At 65.0% G+C, this 23,364-nt stretch carries 20 protein-coding genes and 1 riboswitch; of the genes, 12 read left to right on the forward strand and 8 right to left on the reverse strand.

The window, feature by feature from the left end:
* The first annotated feature begins 129 nt into the window (after positions 1 to 129).
* Positions 130 to 696, forward strand: a complete 567-nt coding sequence (locus ACUXVH_RS21930; RefSeq protein WP_011060939.1) for a GNAT family N-acetyltransferase — start codon at positions 130 to 132, stop codon at positions 694 to 696.
* Positions 697 to 771: 75 nt separating this feature from the next.
* Here ACUXVH_RS21930 and mntP read toward each other — a convergent pair whose 3' ends face one another.
* The gene (gene mntP, locus ACUXVH_RS21935) at positions 772 to 1,344 is read right to left on the reverse strand and encodes a manganese efflux pump MntP (RefSeq protein ID WP_019093782.1); all 573 of its coding nucleotides are present in this window, start codon (positions 1,342 to 1,344) and stop codon (positions 772 to 774) included.
* 10 nt (positions 1,345 to 1,354) lie between these two features.
* A riboswitch (yybP-ykoY riboswitch) is annotated at positions 1,355 to 1,515 on the reverse strand.
* Between the two features lie 110 nt (positions 1,516 to 1,625).
* On the opposite strand from mntP, the gene ACUXVH_RS21940 reads away from it, so the two are divergent.
* The 3 genes from ACUXVH_RS21940 to ACUXVH_RS21950 all read left to right on the forward strand — a co-directional run bounded on the left by ACUXVH_RS21940 (position 1,626) and on the right by ACUXVH_RS21950 (position 4,835).
* Complete coding sequence (locus ACUXVH_RS21940; RefSeq protein ID WP_019093781.1) at positions 1,626 to 2,114, forward strand: GFA family protein; 489 nt, start codon at positions 1,626 to 1,628, stop codon at positions 2,112 to 2,114.
* 108 nt (positions 2,115 to 2,222) lie between these two features.
* Positions 2,223 to 4,028, forward strand: coding sequence for a serine hydrolase domain-containing protein (locus ACUXVH_RS21945; RefSeq protein ID WP_445495917.1), 1,806 nt, complete (start codon positions 2,223 to 2,225; stop codon positions 4,026 to 4,028).
* Between the two features lie 6 nt (positions 4,029 to 4,034).
* Complete coding sequence (locus ACUXVH_RS21950) at positions 4,035 to 4,835, forward strand: MipA/OmpV family protein (RefSeq protein ID WP_350402920.1); 801 nt, start codon at positions 4,035 to 4,037, stop codon at positions 4,833 to 4,835.
* A gap of 67 nt (positions 4,836 to 4,902) precedes the next feature.
* Here the strand turns inward: ACUXVH_RS21950 and ACUXVH_RS21955 are convergent, their stop codons facing one another.
* From ACUXVH_RS21955 to ACUXVH_RS21965, 3 genes are all read right to left on the reverse strand, one after another.
* Entirely contained in the window at positions 4,903 to 6,192 is a 1,290-nt protein-coding gene (locus ACUXVH_RS21955) for an ATP-binding protein (protein ID WP_011060934.1), read from the reverse strand.
* Positions 6,193 to 6,903 carry a winged helix-turn-helix domain-containing protein gene (locus ACUXVH_RS21960; protein WP_011060933.1) on the reverse strand — a complete coding sequence of 237 codons (711 nt, stop codon included), beginning with the start codon at positions 6,901 to 6,903 and terminating at the stop codon, positions 6,193 to 6,195.
* Positions 6,904 to 7,074: 171 nt separating this feature from the next.
* The gene (locus tag ACUXVH_RS21965) at positions 7,075 to 7,680 is read right to left on the reverse strand and encodes a tRNA-(ms[2]io[6]A)-hydroxylase (protein ID WP_011060932.1); all 606 of its coding nucleotides are present in this window, start codon (positions 7,678 to 7,680) and stop codon (positions 7,075 to 7,077) included.
* Positions 7,681 to 7,969: 289 nt separating this feature from the next.
* On the opposite strand from ACUXVH_RS21965, the gene ACUXVH_RS21970 reads away from it, so the two are divergent.
* Complete coding sequence (locus ACUXVH_RS21970; protein WP_011060931.1) at positions 7,970 to 8,833, forward strand: universal stress protein; 864 nt, start codon at positions 7,970 to 7,972, stop codon at positions 8,831 to 8,833.
* A 216-nt stretch (positions 8,834 to 9,049) separates the two neighbouring features.
* Here the strand turns inward: ACUXVH_RS21970 and ACUXVH_RS21975 are convergent, their stop codons facing one another.
* On the reverse strand, positions 9,050 to 9,517 hold the full coding sequence (locus ACUXVH_RS21975) for a DUF1289 domain-containing protein (protein WP_011060930.1): 468 nt from the start codon (positions 9,515 to 9,517) through the stop codon (positions 9,050 to 9,052).
* A 409-nt stretch (positions 9,518 to 9,926) separates the two neighbouring features.
* Here ACUXVH_RS21975 and acnB point away from each other — a divergent pair, with 409 nt between their 5' ends.
* Positions 9,927 to 12,536 carry a bifunctional aconitate hydratase 2/2-methylisocitrate dehydratase gene (gene acnB, locus ACUXVH_RS21980; protein ID WP_019094305.1) on the forward strand — a complete coding sequence of 870 codons (2,610 nt, stop codon included), beginning with the start codon at positions 9,927 to 9,929 and terminating at the stop codon, positions 12,534 to 12,536.
* A gap of 54 nt (positions 12,537 to 12,590) precedes the next feature.
* On the opposite strand, the gene ACUXVH_RS21985 is transcribed toward acnB, so the two are convergent.
* A complete protein-coding gene (locus ACUXVH_RS21985; protein ID WP_123397414.1) occupies positions 12,591 to 14,264 on the reverse strand; it encodes a SulP family inorganic anion transporter in 1,674 nt (557 codons plus the stop codon).
* A gap of 326 nt (positions 14,265 to 14,590) precedes the next feature.
* Complete coding sequence (locus ACUXVH_RS21990; protein WP_011060927.1) at positions 14,591 to 15,871, reverse strand: serine/threonine transporter; 1,281 nt, start codon at positions 15,869 to 15,871, stop codon at positions 14,591 to 14,593.
* A 493-nt stretch (positions 15,872 to 16,364) separates the two neighbouring features.
* On the opposite strand from ACUXVH_RS21990, the gene ACUXVH_RS21995 reads away from it, so the two are divergent.
* The 6 genes from ACUXVH_RS21995 to ACUXVH_RS22020 all read left to right on the forward strand — a co-directional run bounded on the left by ACUXVH_RS21995 (position 16,365) and on the right by ACUXVH_RS22020 (position 21,862).
* Positions 16,365 to 16,904: a cysteine hydrolase family protein gene (locus ACUXVH_RS21995; protein WP_123473253.1), complete on the forward strand. Its 540-nt coding sequence runs from the start codon at positions 16,365 to 16,367 to the stop codon at positions 16,902 to 16,904.
* A 134-nt stretch (positions 16,905 to 17,038) separates the two neighbouring features.
* A complete protein-coding gene (locus tag ACUXVH_RS22000) occupies positions 17,039 to 17,434 on the forward strand; it encodes a VOC family protein (protein ID WP_019094301.1) in 396 nt (131 codons plus the stop codon).
* A gap of 17 nt (positions 17,435 to 17,451) precedes the next feature.
* A complete protein-coding gene (locus ACUXVH_RS22005; RefSeq protein ID WP_065363844.1) occupies positions 17,452 to 18,402 on the forward strand; it encodes a 2-hydroxyacid dehydrogenase in 951 nt (316 codons plus the stop codon).
* Between the two features lie 247 nt (positions 18,403 to 18,649).
* Positions 18,650 to 19,717: a phosphotransferase family protein gene (locus tag ACUXVH_RS22010; RefSeq protein WP_011060923.1), complete on the forward strand. Its 1,068-nt coding sequence runs from the start codon at positions 18,650 to 18,652 to the stop codon at positions 19,715 to 19,717.
* Between the two features lie 39 nt (positions 19,718 to 19,756).
* Entirely contained in the window at positions 19,757 to 20,524 is a 768-nt protein-coding gene (locus tag ACUXVH_RS22015) for an SDR family oxidoreductase (RefSeq protein WP_011060922.1), read from the forward strand.
* Between the two features lie 231 nt (positions 20,525 to 20,755).
* The gene (locus ACUXVH_RS22020) at positions 20,756 to 21,862 is read left to right on the forward strand and encodes a Gfo/Idh/MocA family protein (RefSeq protein ID WP_445495924.1); all 1,107 of its coding nucleotides are present in this window, start codon (positions 20,756 to 20,758) and stop codon (positions 21,860 to 21,862) included.
* 56 nt (positions 21,863 to 21,918) lie between these two features.
* Here ACUXVH_RS22020 and ACUXVH_RS22025 read toward each other — a convergent pair whose 3' ends face one another.
* The gene (locus ACUXVH_RS22025; protein ID WP_019094299.1) at positions 21,919 to 23,355 is read right to left on the reverse strand and encodes an FAD/NAD(P)-binding protein; all 1,437 of its coding nucleotides are present in this window, start codon (positions 23,353 to 23,355) and stop codon (positions 21,919 to 21,921) included.
* Positions 23,356 to 23,364: the final 9 nt, after the last annotated feature.

Here is a 23,364-nt window from a genome sequence, read left to right on the forward strand (position 1 = left end):
ATCGCCCTGGCCGGCAGCGCAAGCAGAGACATTGATGCCGATCAAGTGCCCGCCTCGCCAGCGGAGTAAACCTGAAGCCAATCAGGGCTGTGTGCGCAGCCCGCCCTTTGGCTCCGCGGAGACTTGACCATGCCCAGCACCGCTCTCGATACCCTCGCCCACCCACCGTTCCCGGCGCAGCAAGGCCAATACTGGATCGACGCCCTGAACGATGGCAGCCATGTGCTGATCCGCCCGCTGCGGCCCCAGGACCGGGAGCGGGAAAAGGCCTTTATCGAAAACCTCTCCCCGGCCACCCGGCACCAGCGCTTTCTCGGTGAGATCAAGGAAGTGGGCGAGCAACTGCTCAATCAACTGATGGATGTCGGCACGCCGCAGCGGGTGGCTTATGTGGCCCTGGTCCACGACAACGGCGAACTGCGGGAAGTGGGGATCAGCCGCTACGCCCAGGTAGACGAGCAGCCCTCGCATTGCGAGTTCGCCGTGACCATCGCCGATGAGTGGCAAGGCAAGGGCCTCGGCGCGCTATTGATGCAGCACCTGATCGACGAAGCCCGCAACAACGGTTTCCAGCAGATGTACTCGGTGGATTCCGCCGCCAACTACAGCATGCGCCGCCTGGCAAAACAGCTGGGCATGCGCAGCGCCATCGACCCCGATGACGCCACCCAGGTGATCCACAGCCTGGCGCTGTAACGCCAGAGCGCTCCGCGCCTCGGCCCGAGGCGCGGCCGCATTGCCCGCAGAACCGCCCCGCCGCCGATACTGAAGTCAAGCCACAGCCGACAGGTGCTCGTAGAGAATTCCCGAGCCGACGATGATCAGCACCACCCCGCCCAGCACTTCGGCGCGCTGGCCCATCACCGTGCCAATGGCGCGGCCCAGCATCACTCCCAGGGTGACCATGGTCATGGTGGCCAGGCCGATGGCGCTGGCCGCGACCCAGATGTTGACGTTGACGAACGCCAGCCCCACCCCCACCGCCAGGGCATCGATGCTGGTGGCCAAGCCGGTCACCGCCAGCAGCCAGAAGCCGTGCTGGCGCGGTTTTTCTTCCTCGGCCTCAGCCTGCTGGCGGGTGCCGTTGTAGATCATGTGCAGGCCCAGCAACAGCAGCAGGCTGAAGGCGATCCAGTGGTCCCAGTTGGCCACCCATTGAGTCGCGGCCTGGCCGATGAACCAGCCCACCACCGGGGTGATGGCTTCAATGACGCCGAAGATCAGGCCGATGCGCAAAGCTTCCAGCAGGCGCGGCTTGAGCATGGCCGAACCCTTGCCCACCGCGGCGGCGAAGGCATCGGTGGACATGGCGAAGGCGAGAAAGATGATCGAGGCTGGGTTCACGTTGAGTCTTCCGGTCGGGCTTGAGTCCACGACATGCCCACGCGCCCGACTTCAGCGCAGGTATGTCGATGGTCTCACCAACCGAAACGGTGCCCGTACCACGGCAGGTTGCCGAGAATGTTGATACGGGCGCCACCGCAGGGCGCGGTGGCAGGCTACTCCCCAAAGAGGCGCGCAGCTTAGCCGGGCACATGTGAAAATTTCATCAGCACCGCGCCACGACAGCTGCTCGCACAGCGGCTAGCCTGTGCAATCCACCCGTTGATTCGTGGAGGTACCCCATGCAACTCCAGGGCTCCTGCCATTGCGGCGCCGTGCACTTCAGCCTGTCCAGCCGCCATCCCTATCCCTACCAGCGCTGCTACTGCTCGATCTGCCGCAAGACCCAGGGCGGTGGCGGCTACGCCATCAACCTGGGGGGCGATGCGGCCAGCCTCAAGGTACGCGGGCGCAAGCACATCGTCATCTACCATGCCCGGCTCAAGCCCACCGGTGCCGCCCGGGCCCACAGCAGCAGCGCCGAACGGCACTTCTGCGGGCGCTGCGGCTCCGGGCTGTGGCTGTTCAGCCCGCAATGGCCGGAGCTGATCCACCCTTTTGCCTCGGCCATCGACACCCCGTTGCCGGTGCCGCCGCAACACACCCACTTGATGCTCGACTCCAGGGCGCCCTGGGTCGAGGTCGATGCCGGGGCGCACGACCTGCAGTTCGCCGAATACCCCGAGGAATCGATTGCCCAGTGGCACCAGCGCCTGGGGCTGGAGGCCTGAGCGCAACCGGGGCTTAACAGTCTTTGACAGTTTCCCGACAAAGCTGTCAAAGACTGCCACGCCCCCCTTCCCTAGCATCCGCTGATCCAATTGGCCCTCGGGTGCTGCATGTCCCGCAAACTTCTCGGCCTGCCGCTGGTGGGCCTGCTCTTGAGCAACCTCGGCTGCAACGGCCAGCCTCCGGCGCCGCCGCCCATCGCGCCCGGCGATTACGCCAGCATCATCGGCTACCTGAAGCAGTACATCCCGCAACAGATGGCCGAACATCAGGTGCCCGGGCTGTCCATCGCCCTGGTGGACGGCCAGCAACTGATCTGGGCCCGGGGCTTTGGCTTCGCCGACCAGGCCCGGGGCCTGCAAGTGACCGAAAACACCGCGTTTCGCGCCGGTGCCCTGTCGCAATTGCTGACTGCCACGGCGGTAATGCAACTGGTGGAACAAGGGCGCCTGCAACTGGACGCGCCGCTGCAGGACACCCTCAGGGAGTTCTACGTCCGCTCGCGCTTCCACGAGGACCAGAACGCCGCCGACCGGGCCGTGACTCTGCGCCGCCTGCTCAGCCACCAGGGCGGCATTCCCAGCGAATACCTGCGCGACGCACGCACCCCCAACGCCCTCGACGAACTGCCGGGAAAGCTCAGCGGGCTGTGGCTGAGCAACGCTCCGGGAACCCAGACCGCCTACTCCAACCTCGGTTATGCCCTGCTCGGGGCAGCGGTGGAGCGCAGCAGCGGCGTGGATTTCGAACAGCAGTTGCAGAAGAGCCTGCTGCGCCCACTGGGCATGAGCCAGTCGAGCTTTGTCGGGGACAGCCGCGCCCAGCCCTACCGGGCAAGAGGCTATGAAGACGGTGTCAGCAGCGATGCGCTGGTCCGCGACCTTTCCGCCCAGGGCCTGTGGAGCAGCCCGCGGGACCTGAGCCGCTATGTGCGCATGCTGTTCGCCCAGGGCCGGTACCAGGACCGCCAACTGCTCTCGGCGGCATCCATCGACGAAATGGTGCGCACGCAGAACGCCGGCAACCCGCTGGATTTCGACTGCCAGGTAGGCCTTGGCTGGTTCCTGTCGCCCTGCGGCGAGGAATGGGTCCGGCCAGATATGCGCACCTGGCAGCAAAGCGGTTTCGGCGAGGGCTTTCATGCCCGGATCAGCGTGCTGGCCGAGCAGCAGCTGGCGGTGATCGTGATGAGCAATTCCGACAGCGGCGAGGCCCTGGCCCAGCCCCTGGTGCCCCAGGTACTGCGCATGCTGCTGCAGGCCCACGGCACCCCGCCACCGCAACCGGCCACGGCCCCCCAGGCCCAGCAACGTCGGGTTCCGCAAGCGGCGGATCGCCGGCACCTGGCGGGCTTCTATGCCACCCGCTGGGGTGTGCTGCGGATCCGCGACCAGCACCAGCGCCTGTACGCCGAGCTGGCCGGCGAGCGCTACGAACTGCTGCGGGACGAACAGGGCTGGCTAAGGGTGCGCAAGAAGCGCCTCGGGCTCTGGCCCCAGGACCTGGGCCCGCTGGGGCAACTGCAACTGGACGTGATGCAGGTCCAGGGCCATCGGGTGTTCACCGCCAAGAGCCACGGCCAGTTGCTGGCGGTGGGAGAACGGATCGAGCCGGTGCCCCTGACGGACAACTGGCTGGCCACGGTCGGCACCTACCAGGCTCTGAGCGACGACCCCGGCGAACCGCCCATCAACGGCATGGACATCGCCCTGGAGGACGGCTTCCTGATGATCCGCAGCCTGCAGCAAGGCCGTCCCCTCACCGACTACATCCTCGCCCCGGTGGACAACGCCCACGCGGTGATCGCCGGCAACGGCCCGGGCCTGGGCGACACCGTGCGCCGCCAGGTCAACGGCGTGAACGTCCTGGGCTACTCATTCAAACGCACCTATAACGCCAACCACCTGAGGTTCTGACCCTTCATGAAAACCCTGAAACACTCCACCACCGCCGCCTTGTGGGCCGGCACCCTGGGCCTGAGCACGGTCTGCGGCACGCTGCACGCCGAAGACTGGAAGTACGGCGTGCACGCCGGGGTGGCCAGCGTGCCGCGCTACAGCGGCAGTGACGAACGCGCCCTGGCGCCGATTCTCGGCGGCGAGATCATCAGCCCCTGGGGCGTGTTCCTCAATACCGACCAGGGCCTGGGCTGGGGCAACGAATGGGGCGACCTGTCGTTCAGTACCTGGGTCGGCCCGAGCGAATCACGGCGCGACAAGAACCACCTGGGCCAGGGCTCCAAGCGCCTCAGGGGCATGGGCGAAATAAAGACCCGGGCACAGTTCGGCGCGCACCTGGGCTATGACCTGGGGCCGTTCGAACTGGGCGCCACCCTGACCCACGCGGTGAAGAAGAACGACAACCGCGACACCGGCTCGGCCTACAGCGCACTGGAACTGAGCATTGGCAGCAACCTCTACCAGGGCCGCTTCGGCAGCCTGGATGCCAGCCTCAACAGCCTGTTCGGCAACGCCGACTACATGCAGACCTGGTACGGGGTGAGCGACACCCAGGCGGCCCACAGCCGCTTCGGCGCCTACCGGGCCAAGGGTGGACGGGTCAGCAGCGGCGCCGACCTGGCCTGGACCCTGCCCCTCAATGAGCAGACCAAGGTCTCAACCCTGCTGTCGATGAAGTACCTGAGCAAGGAAGCCGGCGACAGCCCGATCGTCGACCGGCGCATGCAGACCAGCATCGCCACTCAACTTGAGTACAGCTTCTAAGAAAGGGAGCGCGCGGCCCGTGATCACGGGCCGCGTTGCTGCGCAGGTTCAGGGCTGCGCGCGAACCTCAGTCGAGGTGGGCCCAGGTCATGCGGAACGAGGCACCGCCCCACTCCGAATCCGCCACTTCGACCTTGCCGCCGTGCCATTGCGAGACCCGCCGCACCAGCGCCAGGCCCAGGCCGAAACCGCCGGTACGCCGGTCACGGCTGGCGTCGAGACGGGAAAACGGCTCGAAGATCTTCTCCCGGCCATCCACCGGCACCCCGGGACCATCATCGTTGACCCGCACTTCGTAGCCATGCTCCAGGCGCACCAGGGACACCTCGACCCGGCGGTCGGCGTAGCGGATGGCGTTGCGCAGCAGGTTGATCACTGCCCGGGCCATGAAGCGCGGTTCGATGCGCACGTACTCCACCTGGCAGGAACGGATCAGCAGTTGCACCCCGGCCGCCTCGGCCTCCAGGGCCACGCTGCCGACCACGCTGTCGAGCCAGCTCTGGGCCTGGATGTTTTCCCGGTTGATGGTGGCCGCGCCATGTTCCAGGCTGGCGTAGCTGAGGAGTTCGGAGACCATTTCCTCCAGCTCGCCGAGGTCGGCATACATGTCGGCGATCAACTCGCGGTTTTCATCCGGATCTGGCTGTTGCTGCAACTGGTCCAGCTCGAAGGACAGCCGGGCGATGGGCGTGCGCAGTTCGTGGGACACCGCGTTGGTCAACTCGCGCTGATTGGCGATCAGCCCCTCGATGCGCGCCGCCATGCGGTTGAAGTGCTGGGCCAGGTCGCGGATGTTGGAACGCCGCGACAGGTGCAGCCGGGTGCCCAGGTCGTTGTCGCCAAAACGTTCGGCGGCCAGGCGCAGGCGCTCCAGGTCGCGCCAGTGCGGGCGCACCCAGAAGTACAGGACGATGGCCAGCAGCGCGCCGAGCAAGGCATAGGCGGCGATGTTGTAGAGCAGGGTCAGGGGCGGGTCTTCCGGCAGCTTGATGCTCAACAGTTGCTTGCCGCCGTCGATGCTGCCGATGAATTCGGTGAACTCCTCGCGCACCACCAACTGGTTGGAATCCAGCAGGGCCTGTTCGCGCACGCTCAGGTCCAGGTCGTCGGCCTGCACCAGTTTGAGCAGCAGCCCGTAGTGCGGCTTGAGCTGCTCCAACTGCTGCTGACGCCCGGCCTCGTCGAACGGCCGCAACTGTTCGCTCAGGCTGTAGGCCGGCCCGCGCACCGCATCGCGGTTGTAGGACTCGATCAGGTCGGCGGCCAGGTAGTTGATGAAGATGTGTTGCACCGCGGTCATGGCCCCGGCGAAGCCCAGGGCCAGGAACAGGTAGAGCCCCAGAAACAGACGCAGCATTCAAACCTCCCAGGCGAACGGATTGAACAGGTAGCCCTTGCCCCACACGGTCTTGATGCACACCGGCTCGCGCGGGTTGTCCTTGAGCTTGCCCCGCAGCTTGCTGATGTAGACGTCGACACTGCGGTTGAGGCCGTCGAACTCGATGCCGCGCATGCGGTTGAGGATGTCGTCCCGGGACAGGGTCTTGCCCGGCGCGCTGGCCAGCAGCCAGAGCAGCTCGAATTCCATGGTGGTCAGTTCCACCGGCTCGCCCGCCAGGCGCACCTCGCGGCTGTTGCGGTCGATGCTCAGCACGCCGAATGCCAGGGCCCCGCGCAGGGTGGTGGTTTCCGGCACCTGGCGCCGTTGCAGGGCCCGCAGGCGCGCCAGCAGCACCGCCGGTTTTATAGGCTTGATCACGTAGTCATCGGCGCCGGATTCCAGGCCGAGAATGTGGTCCAGGTCGTCTTCCTTGGCGGTGAGGATGACGATGGGGGTGTCCGCCACGGCGCGGATCTCCCGGCACACGTGCAGGCCGCTCTGGCCGGGCAGCATCAGGTCGAGCACCACCAGTTTCGGTTTGAATTCGAGAAATGCCGCCAGGGCGGTATCGCCGCGGTGGACCGTCAGCACTTCAAAGCCGTGCTGGGACAGAAAATGCGCGATCAGCCCGGCGAGCTTCTCGTCATCTTCCACCAGCAACACCTTGCCAAGACCCAGGTTTTCCATATTTGCCAATCTGTGAACGCACAATTTGTGCGCGCGCATTATAGGGGGCAAGAGGTTAAGGAAAGGATAACGCAAGCCACAAAACCCGGGACTTGCAGCGGTTTTGCGCGATATTTCATTCTTTTAAGAGTTTTTAACAATTTGCCCCTGCTTTTACACAAGGGCAGTCGTTCACCAGGCCGGCACGCCACTGTGAAAACGGAACTCCGGATCCGGCGACTCGATCAGTTCCTGCTCCGCCGCCCGCACCCGGTCGATGACCTGGGCGATGTCCTTGGCGTCGCCATACTGATAGGCCAGCTTCAGGTAGCCCTGGTAGTGCCGGGCCTCGCTTTTGAGCAGGCCGAAGTAGAACTTGCCCAGTTCCTCGTCCAGGTGCGGCACCAGGGCTTCGAAACGCTCGCAGCTGCGGGCCTCGATAAAGGCGCCCACCACCAGGGTGTCCACCAGCTTCACCGGCTCGTGGCTGCGCACTACCTTGCGCAGGCCCGAGGCATAGCGCCCGGCATGCAACTGGCGCAGCTCGACCTTGCGCTTCTTCATCAGGCGCAGGACCTGCTCATGGTGCACCAGCTCTTCCCGGGCCAGGCGCGACATCATGTTGATCAGGTCGACATGGGCGTGGTACTTGGCGATCAGGCTCAAGGCGGTGCTGGCGGCCTTGAACTCGCAGTTCTTGTGGTCGATCAGCAGGGTTTCCTGGTCGGCCAGGGCCGCCTGGACCCAGGCGTCGGGCGTGCGGCAGCCAAGAAAGTCGGGAATTTCAGGAAAGTTCATCGGCGCATTTCCGAACAATCAGCCACCACCGCAAAGCGGCAGGCAGCACTATCAGTGATCGTTAACATGAGGCTCACGGGACAAAAGGCTTCATAGCGAAAGGCCGGCGATTATACCGGCCGAGCCGCAGACCACCAGCGGCCGCGATTGATATGCATCAACATCCGGCCCGGGCGCCAGCAACTATAGTTGTGCACGCTAGGGTCTGTTCCCGTTTGGTGACGAGCCGCGTCGCTGGGCCAAACGGGAACAGACCCTAACCGTTCATCCCTTCCTGGAGATCCCGATCATGCAAAGCATCCGCAGTATCCTGGTGGTCATCGATCCCACGCCCGGCGAAAGCCTTGCCCTCAAGCGCGCCAAGCTGATTGCCGGGGTCACCCAGGCCCACCTGCACCTGCTGGTCTGCGACAGAAAGCACGAGCATTCGGCGCTGCTGAGCGTACTCAAGAGCAGCCTCACCGGCGAAGGCTACAGCGTCACCACCGAGCAGGCCTGGAACGAAAGCCTGCACGAAACCATCATCGATGTGCAGCAGGCCGAGGGCTGCGGCCTGGTGATCAAGCAGCACCTGCCGGACGCCCCGCTGAAGAAAGCCCTGCTGACCCCGGCGGACTGGAAACTGCTGCGCTACTGCCCGACCCCGGTGCTGCTGGTCAAGACCGCCACGCCCTGGGTCGGCGGCGTGGTGATGGCCGCTATCGACGTCGGCAACATGGACGGCGAGCACCGGGCCTTGCACGCCAGTATCGTCGACCACGGCTTCGATATCGCCAGCCTGGCCAAGGCCCAGTTGCATGTGATCAGCGCTCACCCGTCGCCGATGCTGTCGGCCGCCGACCCGGTGTTCCAGCTCAAGGAAACCATCGAGGCGCGCTATCGCGAGCAGTGCAAGGCGTTCCAGGCCGAGTTCGACATCGACGACGCCCACCTGCATATCGAGGAAGGCCCGGCCGATGTGCTGATTCCCCACCTGGCCCACAAGCTTGGCGCCGTGCTGACCATCATCGGCACCGTGGCCCGCACCGGAATTTCCGGGGCACTGATCGGCAACACCGCCGAAGTGGTGCTCGACTCCCTGGACAGCGACGTGCTGGTGCTCAAGCCGGCGGACATCATGGATCACCTGGAAGAGCTGGCGGCCAAGGCTTGAGCCCCCTCCCCCGCAACGCCATCGCGTAATCTGCGCCGTCCATGACGGCGCTTTCGCCGACAAGCCAGTCCTACAGAGCCCGATCAACCTCACCCCGTAGGAGCCGGCTTGCCGGCGAAGAGGCCTACAAGCCTTGCACCGCCCTGGCGGCCGTCTTCGCTGGCAAGCCAGCTCCTACAGTGGCATTTGCGTGGGGGGACCTTGGCGGCGGAGCACTCAGCCGAGGGCATCCTTGAGAAAGCCGGGGGCGATGTAGCGCTGGTAGTGGGCTTCGGACAGCAGGAAGAATTCCCGATCAATGGCGTCGCGCAACTCCGGCAGGGCCCAGTCGCGAAACTCAGGCAGCAGCACCATCCCATAGGCATCGAGCTGGTTGATCACCCGCGCGCCACGGGCAATCAGCTGGTAGGCCCAGCAATACTCGGACTGATGGGGCACGAAGCGGATCTTGCGCTGCTCCAGCTGCTCGCGCAGGCGCACCGGATCGAAGACTTCCAGCTTGGCCGCCATCACCTGCACCAGCAGGTGCTCAAGACGCAGCCAGACCGCGCGTTTTTCCTCCTCGTTGTAACCATTCCAGTTGATCACTTCATGGTGGAAACGCTTGCAGCCACGGCATACCAGATCGCCGTAAACCGTGGAACAGAGGCCGACGCAGGGGGTCTTGATGGTCTGATTGGGCATAGATAGACAACGCACGCAAAAGCAAAACAGTGGGCAATGTTAGCCCTTTGTCTAAGATTGATCACCCCTCAAACTTCAATACAGCAACTTACGTTGAGGCTTTTTTTACCGTAGAATCAGCCAGCCTTTTTAGGCGCCAATGTCCGTTTGAAGCTGTTTTCAAAGCGTCACGAGCACAGTCGTTCCTTCAGAGCGGTGTTGGCGAGGGGTTTTTCCAGCGGGGAAAAACCCAACGCCAACCCTCATCAGCTCCCCGTTCTGCAGGCGTAAAACTTTGAAAGCAGCTTCTGTAAGGAATTGTCGGTAATTCTGGCTAAGTGGCCCACAACGCCACGCAGCGCATGAGTACGGCAATTTCGGGATGAGCGTCCCGGACACCCATTTGGGACCACTGATGAGGGTAATAACTGTGCTTGAAGCCTACCGCAAACATATCGAAGAGCGTGCAGCACTGGGTATCGTTCCCCAGCCGCTTAACGCCGAACAAACTGCAGGCCTGGTCGAGCTGCTGAAGAATCCCCCGGCTGGCGAAGAAGCTTTCCTCGTTGACCTGATCACCAATCGCGTTCCACCAGGAGTCGACGAAGCCGCCTACGTCAAGGCCGGTTTCCTCTCCGCGCTGGCCAAAGGCGAAGCCTCCTCCCCTCTGATCGACAAGAAGCGCGCCGTTGAACTGCTGGGCACCATGCAGGGCGGCTACAACATCGTGACCCTGGTGAACCTGCTGGACGACGCCGAACTGGCGCCAGTGGCCGCCGCTCAACTCAAGCACACCCTGCTGATGTTCGACGCCTTCCACGACGTCGCGGAAAAAGCCAAGAACGGCAACGTTCACGCCCAAGGCGTACTGCAATCCTGGGCCGACGGCGAGTGGTTCAAGAATCGCCCGGTACTGGCCGACAAGATCAGCCTGCGGGTGTTCAAGGTCACCGGCGAAACCAACACCGACGACCTCTCCCCGGCACCAGACGCCTGGTCGCGTCCTGACATCCCGCTGCACGCCCTGGCCATGCTGAAAATGGCCCGTGACGGCATCGTTCCGGACGAGCAAGGCAAGACCGGCCCGATGAAGCAGATCGAAGAAATGCGCGGTCAAGGCTTCCCGATCGCCTACGTCGGCGACGTGGTCGGTACCGGTTCCTCGCGTAAATCGGCCACCAACTCGGTGCTGTGGTTCTTCGGCGACGACGTGCCTTATGTTCCGAACAAGCGTGCCGGCGGCTTCTGCTTCGGCAGCAAGATCGCCCCGATCTTCTACAACACCATGGAAGACGCCGGCGCCCTGCCGATCGAATTCGACGTGTCGAAGATGAACATGGGCGACGTGATCGACCTGTACCCGCACGCAGGCAAAGTCTGCAAGCACGGTACCGACGAAGTCCTGGCCACCTTCGAAATGAAGACCCCGGTCCTGCTCGACGAAGTCCGTGCCGGCGGCCGTATCCCGCTGATCATCGGCCGTGGCCTGACCGAGAAGGCTCGCGCCGAACTGGGCCTGCCTGCGTTCGACCTGTTCAAGAAGCCCGAAGCCCCTGTTGAAAGCACCAAGGGCTTCACCCTGGCGCAGAAGATGGTCGGCAAGGCCTGCGGCCTGGCAGAAGGCAAAGGCGTTCGTCCTGGCACCTACTGCGAACCGAAGATGACCACCGTGGGTTCCCAGGACACCACAGGTCCCATGACCCGTGACGAACTGAAAGACCTGGCGTGCCTGGGCTTCTCCGCTGACCTGGTGATGCAGTCCTTCTGCCACACCGCGGCGTATCCGAAGCCGATCGACGTGACCACCCACCACACCCTGCCTGACTTCATCATGACCCGCGGCGGCGTTTCCCTGCGTCCGGGCGACGGCATCATCCACTCGTGGCTGAACCGCATGCTGCTGCCGGACACCGTCGGTACCGGTGGTGACTCCCACACCCGTTTCCCGATGGGCATCTCGTTCCCGGCCGGCTCCGGCCTGGTGGCGTTCGCCGCTGCCACCGGCGTCATGCCGCTGGACATGCCGGAATCGATCCTGGTGCGCTTCAAGGGCAAAATGAAACCTGGCATCACCCTGCGTGACCTGGTCCATGCCATTCCTTACTTCGCCATCCAGAACGGCCTGCTGACCGTCGAGAAGAAAGGCAAGAAAAACGCCTTCTCCGGCCGCATCCTGGAAATCGAAGGCCTGGAAGGCCTGACCCTGGAGCAGGCGTTCGAACTGTCCGACGCCTCGGCCGAACGTTCGGCTGCCGGTTGCACCATCAAGCTGTCGAAAGAGTCGATCACCGAGTACCTGCAGTCCAACATCACCCTGCTGCGCTGGATGATCGGCGAAGGCTACGGTGACGCACGTACCCTGGAACGTCGCGCTCAAGCGATGGAAGCCTGGATCGCCAACCCTGAGTTGATGGAAGCCGATGCCGACGCCGAATACGCCGAAATCATCGAAATCGACCTGGCCGACATCAGCGAGCCGGTACTGTGCGCGCCGAACGACCCGGACGACGCCCGTCTGCTGTCCAGCGTTGCTGGCGAGAAGATCGACGAAGTGTTCATCGGTTCGTGCATGACCAACATCGGTCACTTCCGCGCTGCCGGTAAACTGCTGGATCAGGTCAAGGGCCAGCTGCCAACCCGTCTGTGGCTGTCGCCGCCGACCAAGATGGACGCTCACCAACTGACCGAAGAAGGCTACTACGGCATCTACGGCAAGGCCGGCGCACGCATGGAAATGCCAGGCTGCTCGCTGTGCATGGGTAACCAGGCACGCGTCGAGCCGAACAGCACCGTGGTGTCGACCTCGACCCGTAACTTCCCGAACCGTCTGGGCGACGGCGCCAACGTCTACCTGGCTTCGGCCGAGCTGGCGTCGGTGGCTTCGATCCTGGGTCGCCTGCCGACCGTCGAGGAGTACATGGAATACGCTGGCAAGATCGACAGCATGGCGGCCGATATCTACCGCTACCTGTCCTTCGACCAGATCGCCGAGTTCCGTGAAGCAGCTGCCAACGCCAACATCCCGGTGGTGCAAGCCTAAGGCTGTAGCGTTGTAAGAAGGAACGCCGCGTATTCCACGATACGCGGCGTTTTTTTATGCCTGGGAAAAAGCCCCGGCCTTCCAGCCCCGCAGGCTCTCCTGCAGCGTGTCGTCGACGCTGGTGCCGCTGAGCAGCACCTGGTACTCGCGGCTCGACGGCAGCAGTGCCAGGGCGTCCTTGGCCTCGTGCTTGAGCCTCGCCAGGGCCAGGTGCTTGTGCTCCAGGCTGACCTGGCGGAAGAACTCGTCCAGGGCCTCGATGCTGGTGCCGTCCAGGTCCGGGGACTCCTCCAGGCTGAGGATGATGCTGTGGATCGGCGCCTGCACATGGCGGATCAGGCGCAGGGCGCCGCCGAGGATGCGTTCGGCGTTGGCGAAGAACAGCGCCTCCCCCGGCCGCAGGATCAGCACGCCGGGCACCTGCCGGGCCTGAGGATGACGGCTGAGATCGACAAAGTCGTGGCCGCTGCCCAGTTGCCCGAGGATCTGGATATCCGCCGCCGACATCTGCCGCAGCAGCAACAGGATGCTGATGCCCACTGACAGCAGCAGCCCGTCCAGCACCCCCAGCACCAGCACCGCGCTGACCGCGCAGATCACCAGCACCCGGTCACGCCGCCAGATGAAGTAGCGCCCCAGGGGTTGCAGGCTCAGGCCATGGCCCAGGGCGTACATGACAATCGCCGCCAGCACCGGCTCCGGGGTCAGGGCGATATAGGGCAGCACGGTCAGCACGATGAGCAGCATCACCGCCGCCGCGGTCAGCCCTGCCAGGCGCGAGCGCGCCCCGGCCGCTTCATTGGCGGAGGTGGCCGAGTAGCCGGCCCCGGCGGGCATGCCATGGAACAGCCCCGAGAGCAGATTGGAAGCGCCCAGGGCCAGCAGGTCGCGGTTGGAGGAAACCCGGTCGCCATGCTTCAGGGCAAAGGAGCTGATGGAACCATAGGATTCGGCATACAGGATCATCACCAGGGCGAACGCCAGCTCCCCCAGGCGCAGCCAGTCGGCAAAAGGCAGTTGCGGCAGGCTCGGCACCTCCAGCTTGAGTTCGATGACCCCGATCAGGTCGACGCCATGGGCCGGCAGGTTGAACCACTGGCCGGCGCCAATGCCGATCACCACCGCCACCAGCCCGCCGGGCACATAGGGAATTCGCGAGCAGATCCCCAGCACCAGCAGCGCCACCGCCGCCACCGCGGCGCCGGCCCAGTTCCATTGCGGCCACTGCTCCAGCAACTGCGGCAGGAAGCGCACCAGGTTACCGGTGCTCAGGTGCACCCCGACCACGGTGGCGAACTGCTTGAGGACAATGGTCAACGCCAGGCCGAAGGCAAAACCGCGCAGCACCGGCTTGGCAATGAAGGCGGTCACGCCGCCCAGGCGGAACAGCCCGGCCAGGAGGAAGAACACCCCAGTGAGCAGCACCAGGGCAAAGGCCAGGCTCAGGCGCAGCTGGGCGTCGCCACCGGCCAGGGACAGGGTGGCCGCCGCCAGCACTGCGGCCGACGATGAAGTGGCAGAAACAATGGCAAAGCGGCTGGTGCCCAACAGGCCGTAGCACAGCAACCCGGCAAACAGGGCAATGACCCCGGCCTGGGGCGGCAAGGCGGCGATGCTGGAATAGGCTACGGCTTCCGGCAACAACAGGCCGGCAATGGATAGGCCGGCCAGCAGGTCGCGGGTGCGCTTGGGTGCAGCGGTTGGGTGGATCAGGGGTTCAGTGGCCAATCGGGTTCATCCGTGACAACGCAAAATCCAGATTCAGGGGGTGTCGCCCAACGGAATAAACGTGTTTGGGCAGGCTTGCAGCCAGAGGAGCGGGAATGGCCACGGGCGGGTTCCTGGCAGCAATAAGAGCACCAGCTTAGCCCTTTATTCAAGGCAGCAAACAATCCTGATCAATGCCTTGAACGACAACGCCGCCGGTACAGTGAAGTACCGACGGCGTTGTGTGCAGCAGCGGGTTCGCCAGGGAGGCGTCCGCGCACCTTGCAGTTGGCTTGCGGGCCTCTTCGCCGGCAAGCCGGCTCCTACCGGAAAGCGCCGGGAGGCTGTCAGGACGCCAGGGAGTACACCAGGGCAGTAATGGCCACCAGGCCCACCAGGGTCACGAAGACGTTGGAAGCCTGGCCGCGGTAGCGGGCCATGGCCGGCACCTTGCGGATGGCGTACATCGGCATCAGGAACAGGATCGCCGCGATCACCGGGCCGCCCATGGTCTCGATCATCGTCAGGATGCTCGGGTTGAGGGTGGCCACGGCCCAGCAGATCACCAGCATGAAGGCGGCGGTGACGCGGTCCAGGGTTTTCGTGCCCGGGCGCCGGCCGCTCTTGCCGATCAGGCCCTTGAGGCCTTCGCTGGCACCGATGTAGTGGCCCAGGAAGGACTTGGCGATGGCCACGAAGGCAATCAACGGCGCGGCGAAGGCGATGGTCGGATTCTGGAAATGGTTGGCCAGGTAGGACAGGATGGACAGGTTCTGCGCCTTGGCTTCCGCCAGCTGCGCCGGGTTCAGGGTCAGTACGCAGCTGAAGACGAAGAACAGCACCATGCCCACCATCAGCAGGTGGGCGCGGGAGAGAATCTGCGAACTGCGCTCTTCGGCGTGCACGCCATAGCGGCGCTTCTGGTCCACGGCAAAGGCCGAGATGATCGGCGAATGGTTGAACGAGAAGACCATCACCGGAATCGCCAGCCACAGGGTATGCAGGAAGGCCGAAGGCGCCGGGACATCGCTGACGGTGGCGAGGATGCCGCCATTCCAGTGCGGGATCAGGAACACCGCGAGGAACAGCAGGGCCACGATGAACGGGTAGACCATCAGGCTCATGGCCTTGACGATCACCTGCTCGCCGCAACGCACCACCACCAGCAGGCCGAAGATCAGCACCAGGGCCAGGATCGCCCGCGGTGGCGGCGCGATGTGCAGTTGGTTGGTCATGAAGCTGTCGACGGTGTTGGTCAGGGCCACGCTGTAGATCAGCAGGATCGGGAAGATCGCCAAAAAGTACAGCAAGGTGATCAGGGCACCGGCGGTGAGGCCGAAATGCTCTTCCACCACGTCAGTGATGTCCGCACCGTCACGCCCGGAAAGCACGAAGCGGGTCAGGCCGCGGTGTGCATAGAAGGTCATGGGGAAGGCCAGCAGCGCCAGGATCAACAGCGGCCAGAAACCGCCGATGCCGGCATTGATGGGCAGAAACAGGGTACCGGCACCGATGGCCGTGCCAAACAGGCCGAGCATCCAGGTGGTGTCTTGGCGGTTCCAGCGGGTCAGGGTCGCTGGGGCCGCGGTTTCAAAGCGTTGATCAACGCTGTTGGCCTGATCATTCATCCGGTGGGATCTCCACATTCCGGTCGTTTGCCATTCACCCGGGCGTATCGGAGTACCCGACAGGCAGTGCCCGAGCGAAAAGAGGGGGCGCGATTGTCCGGGATTCCAAGGGCGCTGCATAGACTCAGCTGAGGAACGGTTTATGCGCTGCAGGTATTTTTTCGTTTGATGGGAAAGCGTCTGGCCCGGCCCTCTCCCGCTCAATCCGGGTTCCGCAGGAGCTGGCTTGCCAGCGAAAGGCGCCCGCCTGAAGACGCCATTCGCCGGCAAGCCGGCCCCTAGTAGGCCGCGTTGACAAGCCTCACGGGCAGGCGGCATGATCGGACCCCATGAATATCTACGCGCTGAACCCTACCTCCACCACCACGACTGCCTCCGGCGGGTCGTGTGGTGGCTGTGCGGGATGACACAAGCACAGTAGAACCAAGGCCCCGCCAGCAATGGACGGGGCCTTTTGTTTCTCCGTCCAGCTGGCACTACAAGGAGAGACAAGATGCCTTTATCCAACGCCAAGCGTGCCCTGCTGGTGATCGACATGCAGGTTGGCCTGTTCAATGGACCGGACAAGCCCTACAAGCGCGAGCAGGTCCTGGAAAACATCAACCAACTGATCCGCCGCGCCCGCCAGGCCGGAGCGCCGATCTTCGCCGTGCGCCATACCGGCCCCGCCGAATCCCCGATTGCCGCTGGCAGTGCATTCTGGCAACTGCTGCCGACCCTGGAAGTGGATGAAGAGCTGGACTGCGTACTGGACAAGACGCGCCCCAGTTGCTTTGTCGGCACCGGGCTGGCCGAGCGCCTGCAGGAGGCCCAGGTCAATGAACTGGTGATCGCCGGCATGAAGACCCAGTACTGCGTCGATACCACCTGCCGCGCCGCCGGCGACCTGGGCTTTGCCGCCGTGCTGGTAGAGGACGCCCATACCTGCATGGACACGCCGCTGATCGGGGCAAGAACCATCATCGCCCACCATAACGCCACCCTGAACGGCCCCTTCGTGCGCCTGGCCACGACCGCCGACGTAACCTTCTGACCCCATCGTCCCCACACCGCCCCGGGCACGCCGAACATGGCGTGATGCCCCCGGGAACGGTGCCGGCGAGCATTGCCAAAATCCCTCGCAACCCGCACCCTTGAGCCTTCGCCCCTGCCCGTATGGAACCCTCCATGAGCGCCACGACGATCGCCGGCTGCCTCCTCTACAGCCTTGATCCACCTTCCCTCGCCCGCTTCTATGCCGAACTGCTGGGCTGGCCCATCACCGAACAGCAAGCCGACTACCAGCAACTGGCCCACCAGGGCTTCGAGCTGACCCTGGTCCAGGTGCCGCCAGCGATTGCTGCGCGCATCGTCCTCCAGGAACCGCCGCTGCCCCGCAGCGATTGCGCCTGCAAGCCGCTGTTCCAGGTAGACGACCTGGCCCGGGCCCGGCAGCGCGCTGCCAAGGCCGGTGGCCGGGTGTACGAAGCCGAGCGCGAATGGCAATTCAAGGACGCCCGGGCCTGCGACGGCATCGACCCGGAAGGCAACATCTTTCAATTGCGCCAACCCCTGCCCCGCTAACCCACGAGGAGTCCGCCATGCGCGCCACCGTTCTGGTCCTGGTTGAAAACGTCAACGCCTACCTGCCGCACCTCGAAGACCTGGGTTTCAGGCTGATCCTGGCGCCCACCCCACAGACCCGGGCCCAGGCGATCCGGGACCACGCCGGGCAGATCGATGCGGTGCTGACCCGTGGCCCCCTGGGGCTGAGCGCGGCGGAAATCGCCGCCCTGCCCCGATTGCAGATCATTTGCGTGATCGGCGCCGGCTATGAGCAAGTGGACCTGCAAGCGGCGAGCAATCGCGGGATCGCAGTAACCAATGGCGCCGGGGTCAACGCCTCGTCCGTGGCCGATCATGCCCTGGCCCTGCTGCTGGCCCTGGTGCGCGGCATTCCCCAGTCCGACGCCGCGGTACGCCAGGGGCACTGGCCGAAGGTGCTGCGCCCGTCCCTGGCCGGCATGCGCCTGGGGGTGCTCGGCCTCGGCGCCGTGGGCCAGGCCATCGCCCGGCGCTGCGCCCTGGGCTTCGACATGCCGGTGAGCTACCACAGCCGCCAGCCACGCCCCGACCAGCCCTACCGCTTCTGCCCGACCCTGGTGGAACTGGCCCGGGACTCGGACGTCCTGGTAATCGCCACCCCGGGCGGCGCCGACACCCGGCACCTGGTGGACCAGCCGGTGCTGGAAGCCCTTGGCCCCGAAGGTTTCCTGGTGAACATCGCCCGGGCCAGCGTGGTGGACACCAACGCCCTGCTGCAGGCCCTGCAGCAGCGGCGGATTGCCGGCGCGGCCCTGGATGTGTTCGATGACGAACCCCAAGTCCCGGACGCCCTCAAGGTGCTCGACAACGTGGTGCTCACGCCCCACGTCGCCGGCCTTTCGCCCCAGGCCAGCCGCGATACCGTGGCGATGGTCGGCCAGAACCTGCTGGCCCACTTCGAAGGCCGGCCACTGCTGACCCCGCTGGCCCTGCCGGCACCGAACTGACCCAGCCCCGAGTCAACGCCTATGCTCGTGGGGCGGACAACCTCTGTGCCTGCATGACTGGTGTAGGAGCCGGCTTGGTCTCATCGGGTCGTAGACACACGGGGCTAAATTCAAACGCTTGTATCAAAAGCAATGATTGTCCGGCAACACGCGCACCTATAAAGGCCCGCCGCGATTGTGAGGGGCCGGTAGGCGCATTAGATTAGCCAATAATCTCTGGCCTCCAGAATAAGCAGAAGGGATAAGCATGGCGCTTACAGACCAGTCCACCCGCACTCGCTCCGGCGAGGAACTCGATGCCAACCTGATCGACCCGTACCTCAAGGCGCACATTCCCGGCCTGAGCGGTACGCCGCAGATCAGCCAGTTCCCGGGCGGTGCCTCGAACCTCACCTACCTGCTGGAATACCCCGGGCAGGAGTTTGTCCTGCGTCGCCCGCCCTTCGGCCACAAGGCCAAGTCGGCCCACGACATGGGCCGCGAGTTCCGCATTCTCAACCAGCTCAAGGACGGTTTCCCCTACTGCCCCAAAGCCTACGTGCACTGCACCGACGAGTCGGTGATCGGCGCCGAGTTCTATGTCATGGAACGGGTCAAGGGCATCATCCTGCGCTCCGACCTGCCGCCGGAGCTGGGCCTGGATGCCGGCCAGACCGAGGCCCTGTGCAAGAGCTTCATCGATCGTTTCGTCGAGCTGCACCGGGTCGACTACAGCGCCTGCGGCCTGGGTGACCTGGGCAAGCCCGAAGGCTATGTGCAGCGCCAGATCAAGGGCTGGAGCGACCGCTACGAGAAGGCCCTGACCCCGGACGCGCCGCACTGGGAAAAGGTCAAGGCCTGGCTCAACGAGAAGATGCCCGCCGACCACCCGACCTCGAGCATCGTGCACAACGACTACCGCTTCGACAATGTGATCCTCGATCCACAGAACCCGATGCAGATCATCGGCGTGCTGGACTGGGAACTGACCACCCTGGGCGACCCGCTGATGGACCTGGGCAACACCCTGGCCTACTGGATCGAGGCCGGCGACCCGGCGCCGGTGCAACTGATGCGCCGCCAGCCGAGCAACGCCCCGGGCATGCTCACCCGCCAGCAGTTCGTCGACTACTACGCCGAGCGCGCGGGAATCGAAATCGGCAACTTCGACTTCTACTACACCTACGGCCTGTTCCGCCTGGCCGGCATCGTGCAGCAGATCTACTACCGCTTCTACCATGGCCAGACCCAGGACAAACGCTTCGCGCAGTTCATTCACATGAACAAACTGCTGGAGCAGATGAGCCTGCAGGTCATTCACAAATCCAGCCTCTGACCGCGCCCCGGCGCTCGACAGCCAAAACAAGGAAAAACCATGTCCAAGACTCAGTTGTTCGACCTCGACGGCAAGATCGCATTCGTCTCCGGCGCCAGCCGCGGCATCGGTGAGGCCATTGCCAAGTTGCTGGCCCAGCAAGGCGCCCATGTCATCGTGTCGAGCCGCAAGCTCGAAGGTTGCCAGCACGTGGCCGACGCGATCATCGCCGCCGGCGGCAAGGCCACCGCCATTGCCTGCCACATCGGTGAAATGGAGCAGATCAGCCAAGTCTTCGCCGGCATCCGCGAACAGTTCGGGCGCCTGGACATCCTGGTCAACAACGCCGCGACCAATCCGCAATTCTGCAACGTCCTGGACACTGACCTGGGAGCCTTCCAGAAGACCGTCGACGTCAACATCCGCGGCTACTTCTTCATGTCGGTGGAAGCCGGCAAGCTGATGCGCGAAAACGGCGGCGGCAGCATCATCAACGTGGCCTCGATCAACGGCATCTCGCCGGGGATCTTCCAGGGCATCTACTCGGTGACCAAGGCCGCGGTGATCAACATGACCAAGGTCTTCGCCAAGGAATGCGCGCAGTTCGGCATCCGCTGCAACGCCCTGCTGCCGGGCCTGACCGACACCAAGTTCGCCTCGGCCCTGGTCAAGAACGACGCCATCCTCAAGACAGCCCTGGCGCAGATCCCCCTCAAGCGCGTAGCCGACCCCAGCGAAATGGCCGGCGCGGTGCTCTACCTGGCCAGCGACGCCTCCAGCTACACCACGGGTGTCTCGCTCAATGTGGACGGCGGCTTCCTCTCCTGAGGCCCGCTTGCACCACAACAAAGGCAGCCTCCGGGCTGCCTTTTTCATTTCCCGCAGGAGCTGGCTTGCCAGCGAAGAGGGCCTTGAGCCCAGCGCAACCCAAGCGGCCCCTTTCGCCGGCAAGCCGGTTCATGCAAGCGCCTTTCAAAATTTTAATTCCACCAATTGCAATTAAAGAATATTTATTCCATAACTAGCCCTCCCTAGAACAATAATTCTGCAGGTGCGGTTATGGACGAGCTCGGCATTGGTTTGATCGGCACCGGTTTCATGGGGCGTGCCCACGCCCTGGCGTTTCGCAGTGCCGGCGCGGTCTTCGAATTGCCGGTGCGCCTGCACCTGGCGGCCCTGGCCGACGCCGACGCCCAGCGCGGCGAACACTGCGCCGGCGCCTGGGGCTTTGCCCAGGCCCACCGCGACTGGCATGACCTGATCGCCGATCCCCGGGTCAATCTGGTGGCCATCACCACCCCCAACCATCTGCACTTCCCCATGGCCATGGCGGCGTTGGCGGCGGGCAAGGCGGTGTACTGCGAAAAGCCCCTGGCGGTCAGCGTCGAACAGGCCCGGCAGATGCACCACGCGGCCCAGGCCGCCGGGGTGGTGACCCGGGTGGGCTACAACTACCAGCACAACCCGGTGATCGCCCAGGCCAGGGACATGATCGGCAACGGCGAACTGGGGCAACTGGTGAGTTTCCAGGGCGAGTTCAGCGAAGACTTCATGGCCGACCCGGATGCCCCCTGGTCCTGGCGTTGCGAGCCGCAGCACGCCGGCGGCGCCCTGGCGGACCTGGGCAGCCACCTGCTGGCCATGGCACGCTTTCTCATGGGGCCAGTGCAGGTGGTGTGCGCCGATACCCAGACCGTGCACCTGCAACGCCCCACCGAAGCCGGCAGCCAGGAACGCCGCGCCATCGCCGTGGATGACCAGGCCCATGCCCTGCTGCGCTTTGCCAATGGCGCGCGGGGCACGCTGAGCAGCAGCTGGATCAAGCATGGTTACAAGAACCACCTGAGCTTCGAGATCAGCGGCACCCTCGGCACCCTGGCGTTCGACCAGGAACGCCTCAACGAACTGCGCCTGTACCGGGTCGGCCAGAAGGGTTTCCAGCGCCTGCTGGCCGGGCCCGCCCTGCCCGGCTACGCGGCCTTCAGCCCGGCCCCGGGGCACCAGCTGGGCTACAACGAACTCAAGACCCTGGAAGTTCACGAATTGATCATGGCCCTGTGCGGCCAGGGCCGGGACGGCACGGATTTCGCTGAAGCCTGGGAAGTGGAGCGCCTGGCCGCGGCGATCCGCACTGCCGCCGCCGAACAGCGCTGGGTGGCACTGTAGGAGCCGGCTTGCCGGCGAAGGCGATCTTGCGGGCGCCTTCGCTGGCAAGCCAGCGCCTACGGTTGGTGGTTGGCCAGGCGCGCGGCCAGGGCCTTGGCCTGCAGGGCGACGTCGGTGACGGCGGTGCTTTCCCACCACAGGCCGCGCAGGGGCGGCCCCATGGCGAACAGGCGCTCGCAGGCCTGGCCCTGGGCGTTGTGCACGGCACCATCGGGTGCGGCGCTGATGCCCAGGGCCAAAGGCCCGGGTGTCACCAGGCCGCGAGCCAGCAGCTGGCGCGGCAGGGGCCGCGCCACCCGGCGCCAGTCGTATTCGATGCCGCTGGAGTTGATCAGGGCATCGCCCGCCATGCGCACGCTATCCTGGCTGCCGCGGTAGCGCAGGCGGATCGCCAGCCGGCCTTCGTCGCCCGGCTCCAGGCCCTGGTAGCAAGCGGCATGAATCCGCAACCGCCCTTCTTCATGCAGGCGCGCCACCAGCTCGGCGCTCAGGGGCGGCGAGCGATGGTGATGGCTTTCCCACCAGGGCCGTACATGGCGCACGAACTGGCGTTTGTGCACCTCGCTGGCCTGGCTCCACAGGCGCCCTATATGCACCCGCACCGTGTCCAGCGGGGCCTGCCAGTCGATGCCCTGGGCCTCGGCCACGCGGCATTGCTGGCGCAGCGCCCGCAGCAGTTGCCGAGGGCTGCGGATGCTCGGGTCGGCGCCGAGAAAGTCTTCCCAGGCCGGGGGCTGGCGGCGCACGTGCGGCAGCAGCCCATGCCGGGAAAACACCTCGATCGGCCCACGATGCCCGGCCTGCTCCAGGGACACCACGGCGTCCACCATGGTCAGCCCGGAACCGATGATCAGCACCGTCGCCCGGGGATCGAGGCGGGCCATGGCGGCCACATCCCAGGGGTCCAGCGCCGCGGCATTCAGGCCGCTGGAGCGGGTCTGCGGGGTACGCGCCGCCGGGAACATGCCGGTGGCCAGCACCGCCACCGCGCCGGGCAGTTGCCGGCCATCGGCCAGGGTCAGTAGCACGCCGTCAGGGCCGGTTTCCAGGTCCACCGCCTCGCCCTGCACATGGCTCAACGAGGAGCCCTGCGCCCGGCCCTGCACCTGGGCCTCGGCCAGGCGCTGCTGGACGTAGACACCAAACAGCCCGCGAGGTGGAAACAGTTCGCTGACCGGCACATGCTGGCGGTCCGACTCGGGCCAGCCGCCCTCGGCAATGTGTCGGGCCAGCCATTGGGTCAGGTCGTCGGCGTTGTCCGGGTCGACGCTCATGCGCGCGGCGTTGCCATTGAGGGTGTGCCCCAGCTCCACGGCGCTGTAGGCCTCGCCGCGCCCCAGCTCGCTGCGCGGTTCTATGACCAGGATCCGTCGCTGGCCCGGCAGGCGCAGCAACTGGGCGGCCAGCAAGGCGCCGCTGAGGCCGCCGCCGACAATCAGGATTGGCGCATCACGGGTGGCAGGGGTTGCCTGTCCGGTGTGGGTTTGGCTCATGGAATGCTC

Source organism: Pseudomonas sp. 8(2025), from assembly GCF_052665325.1.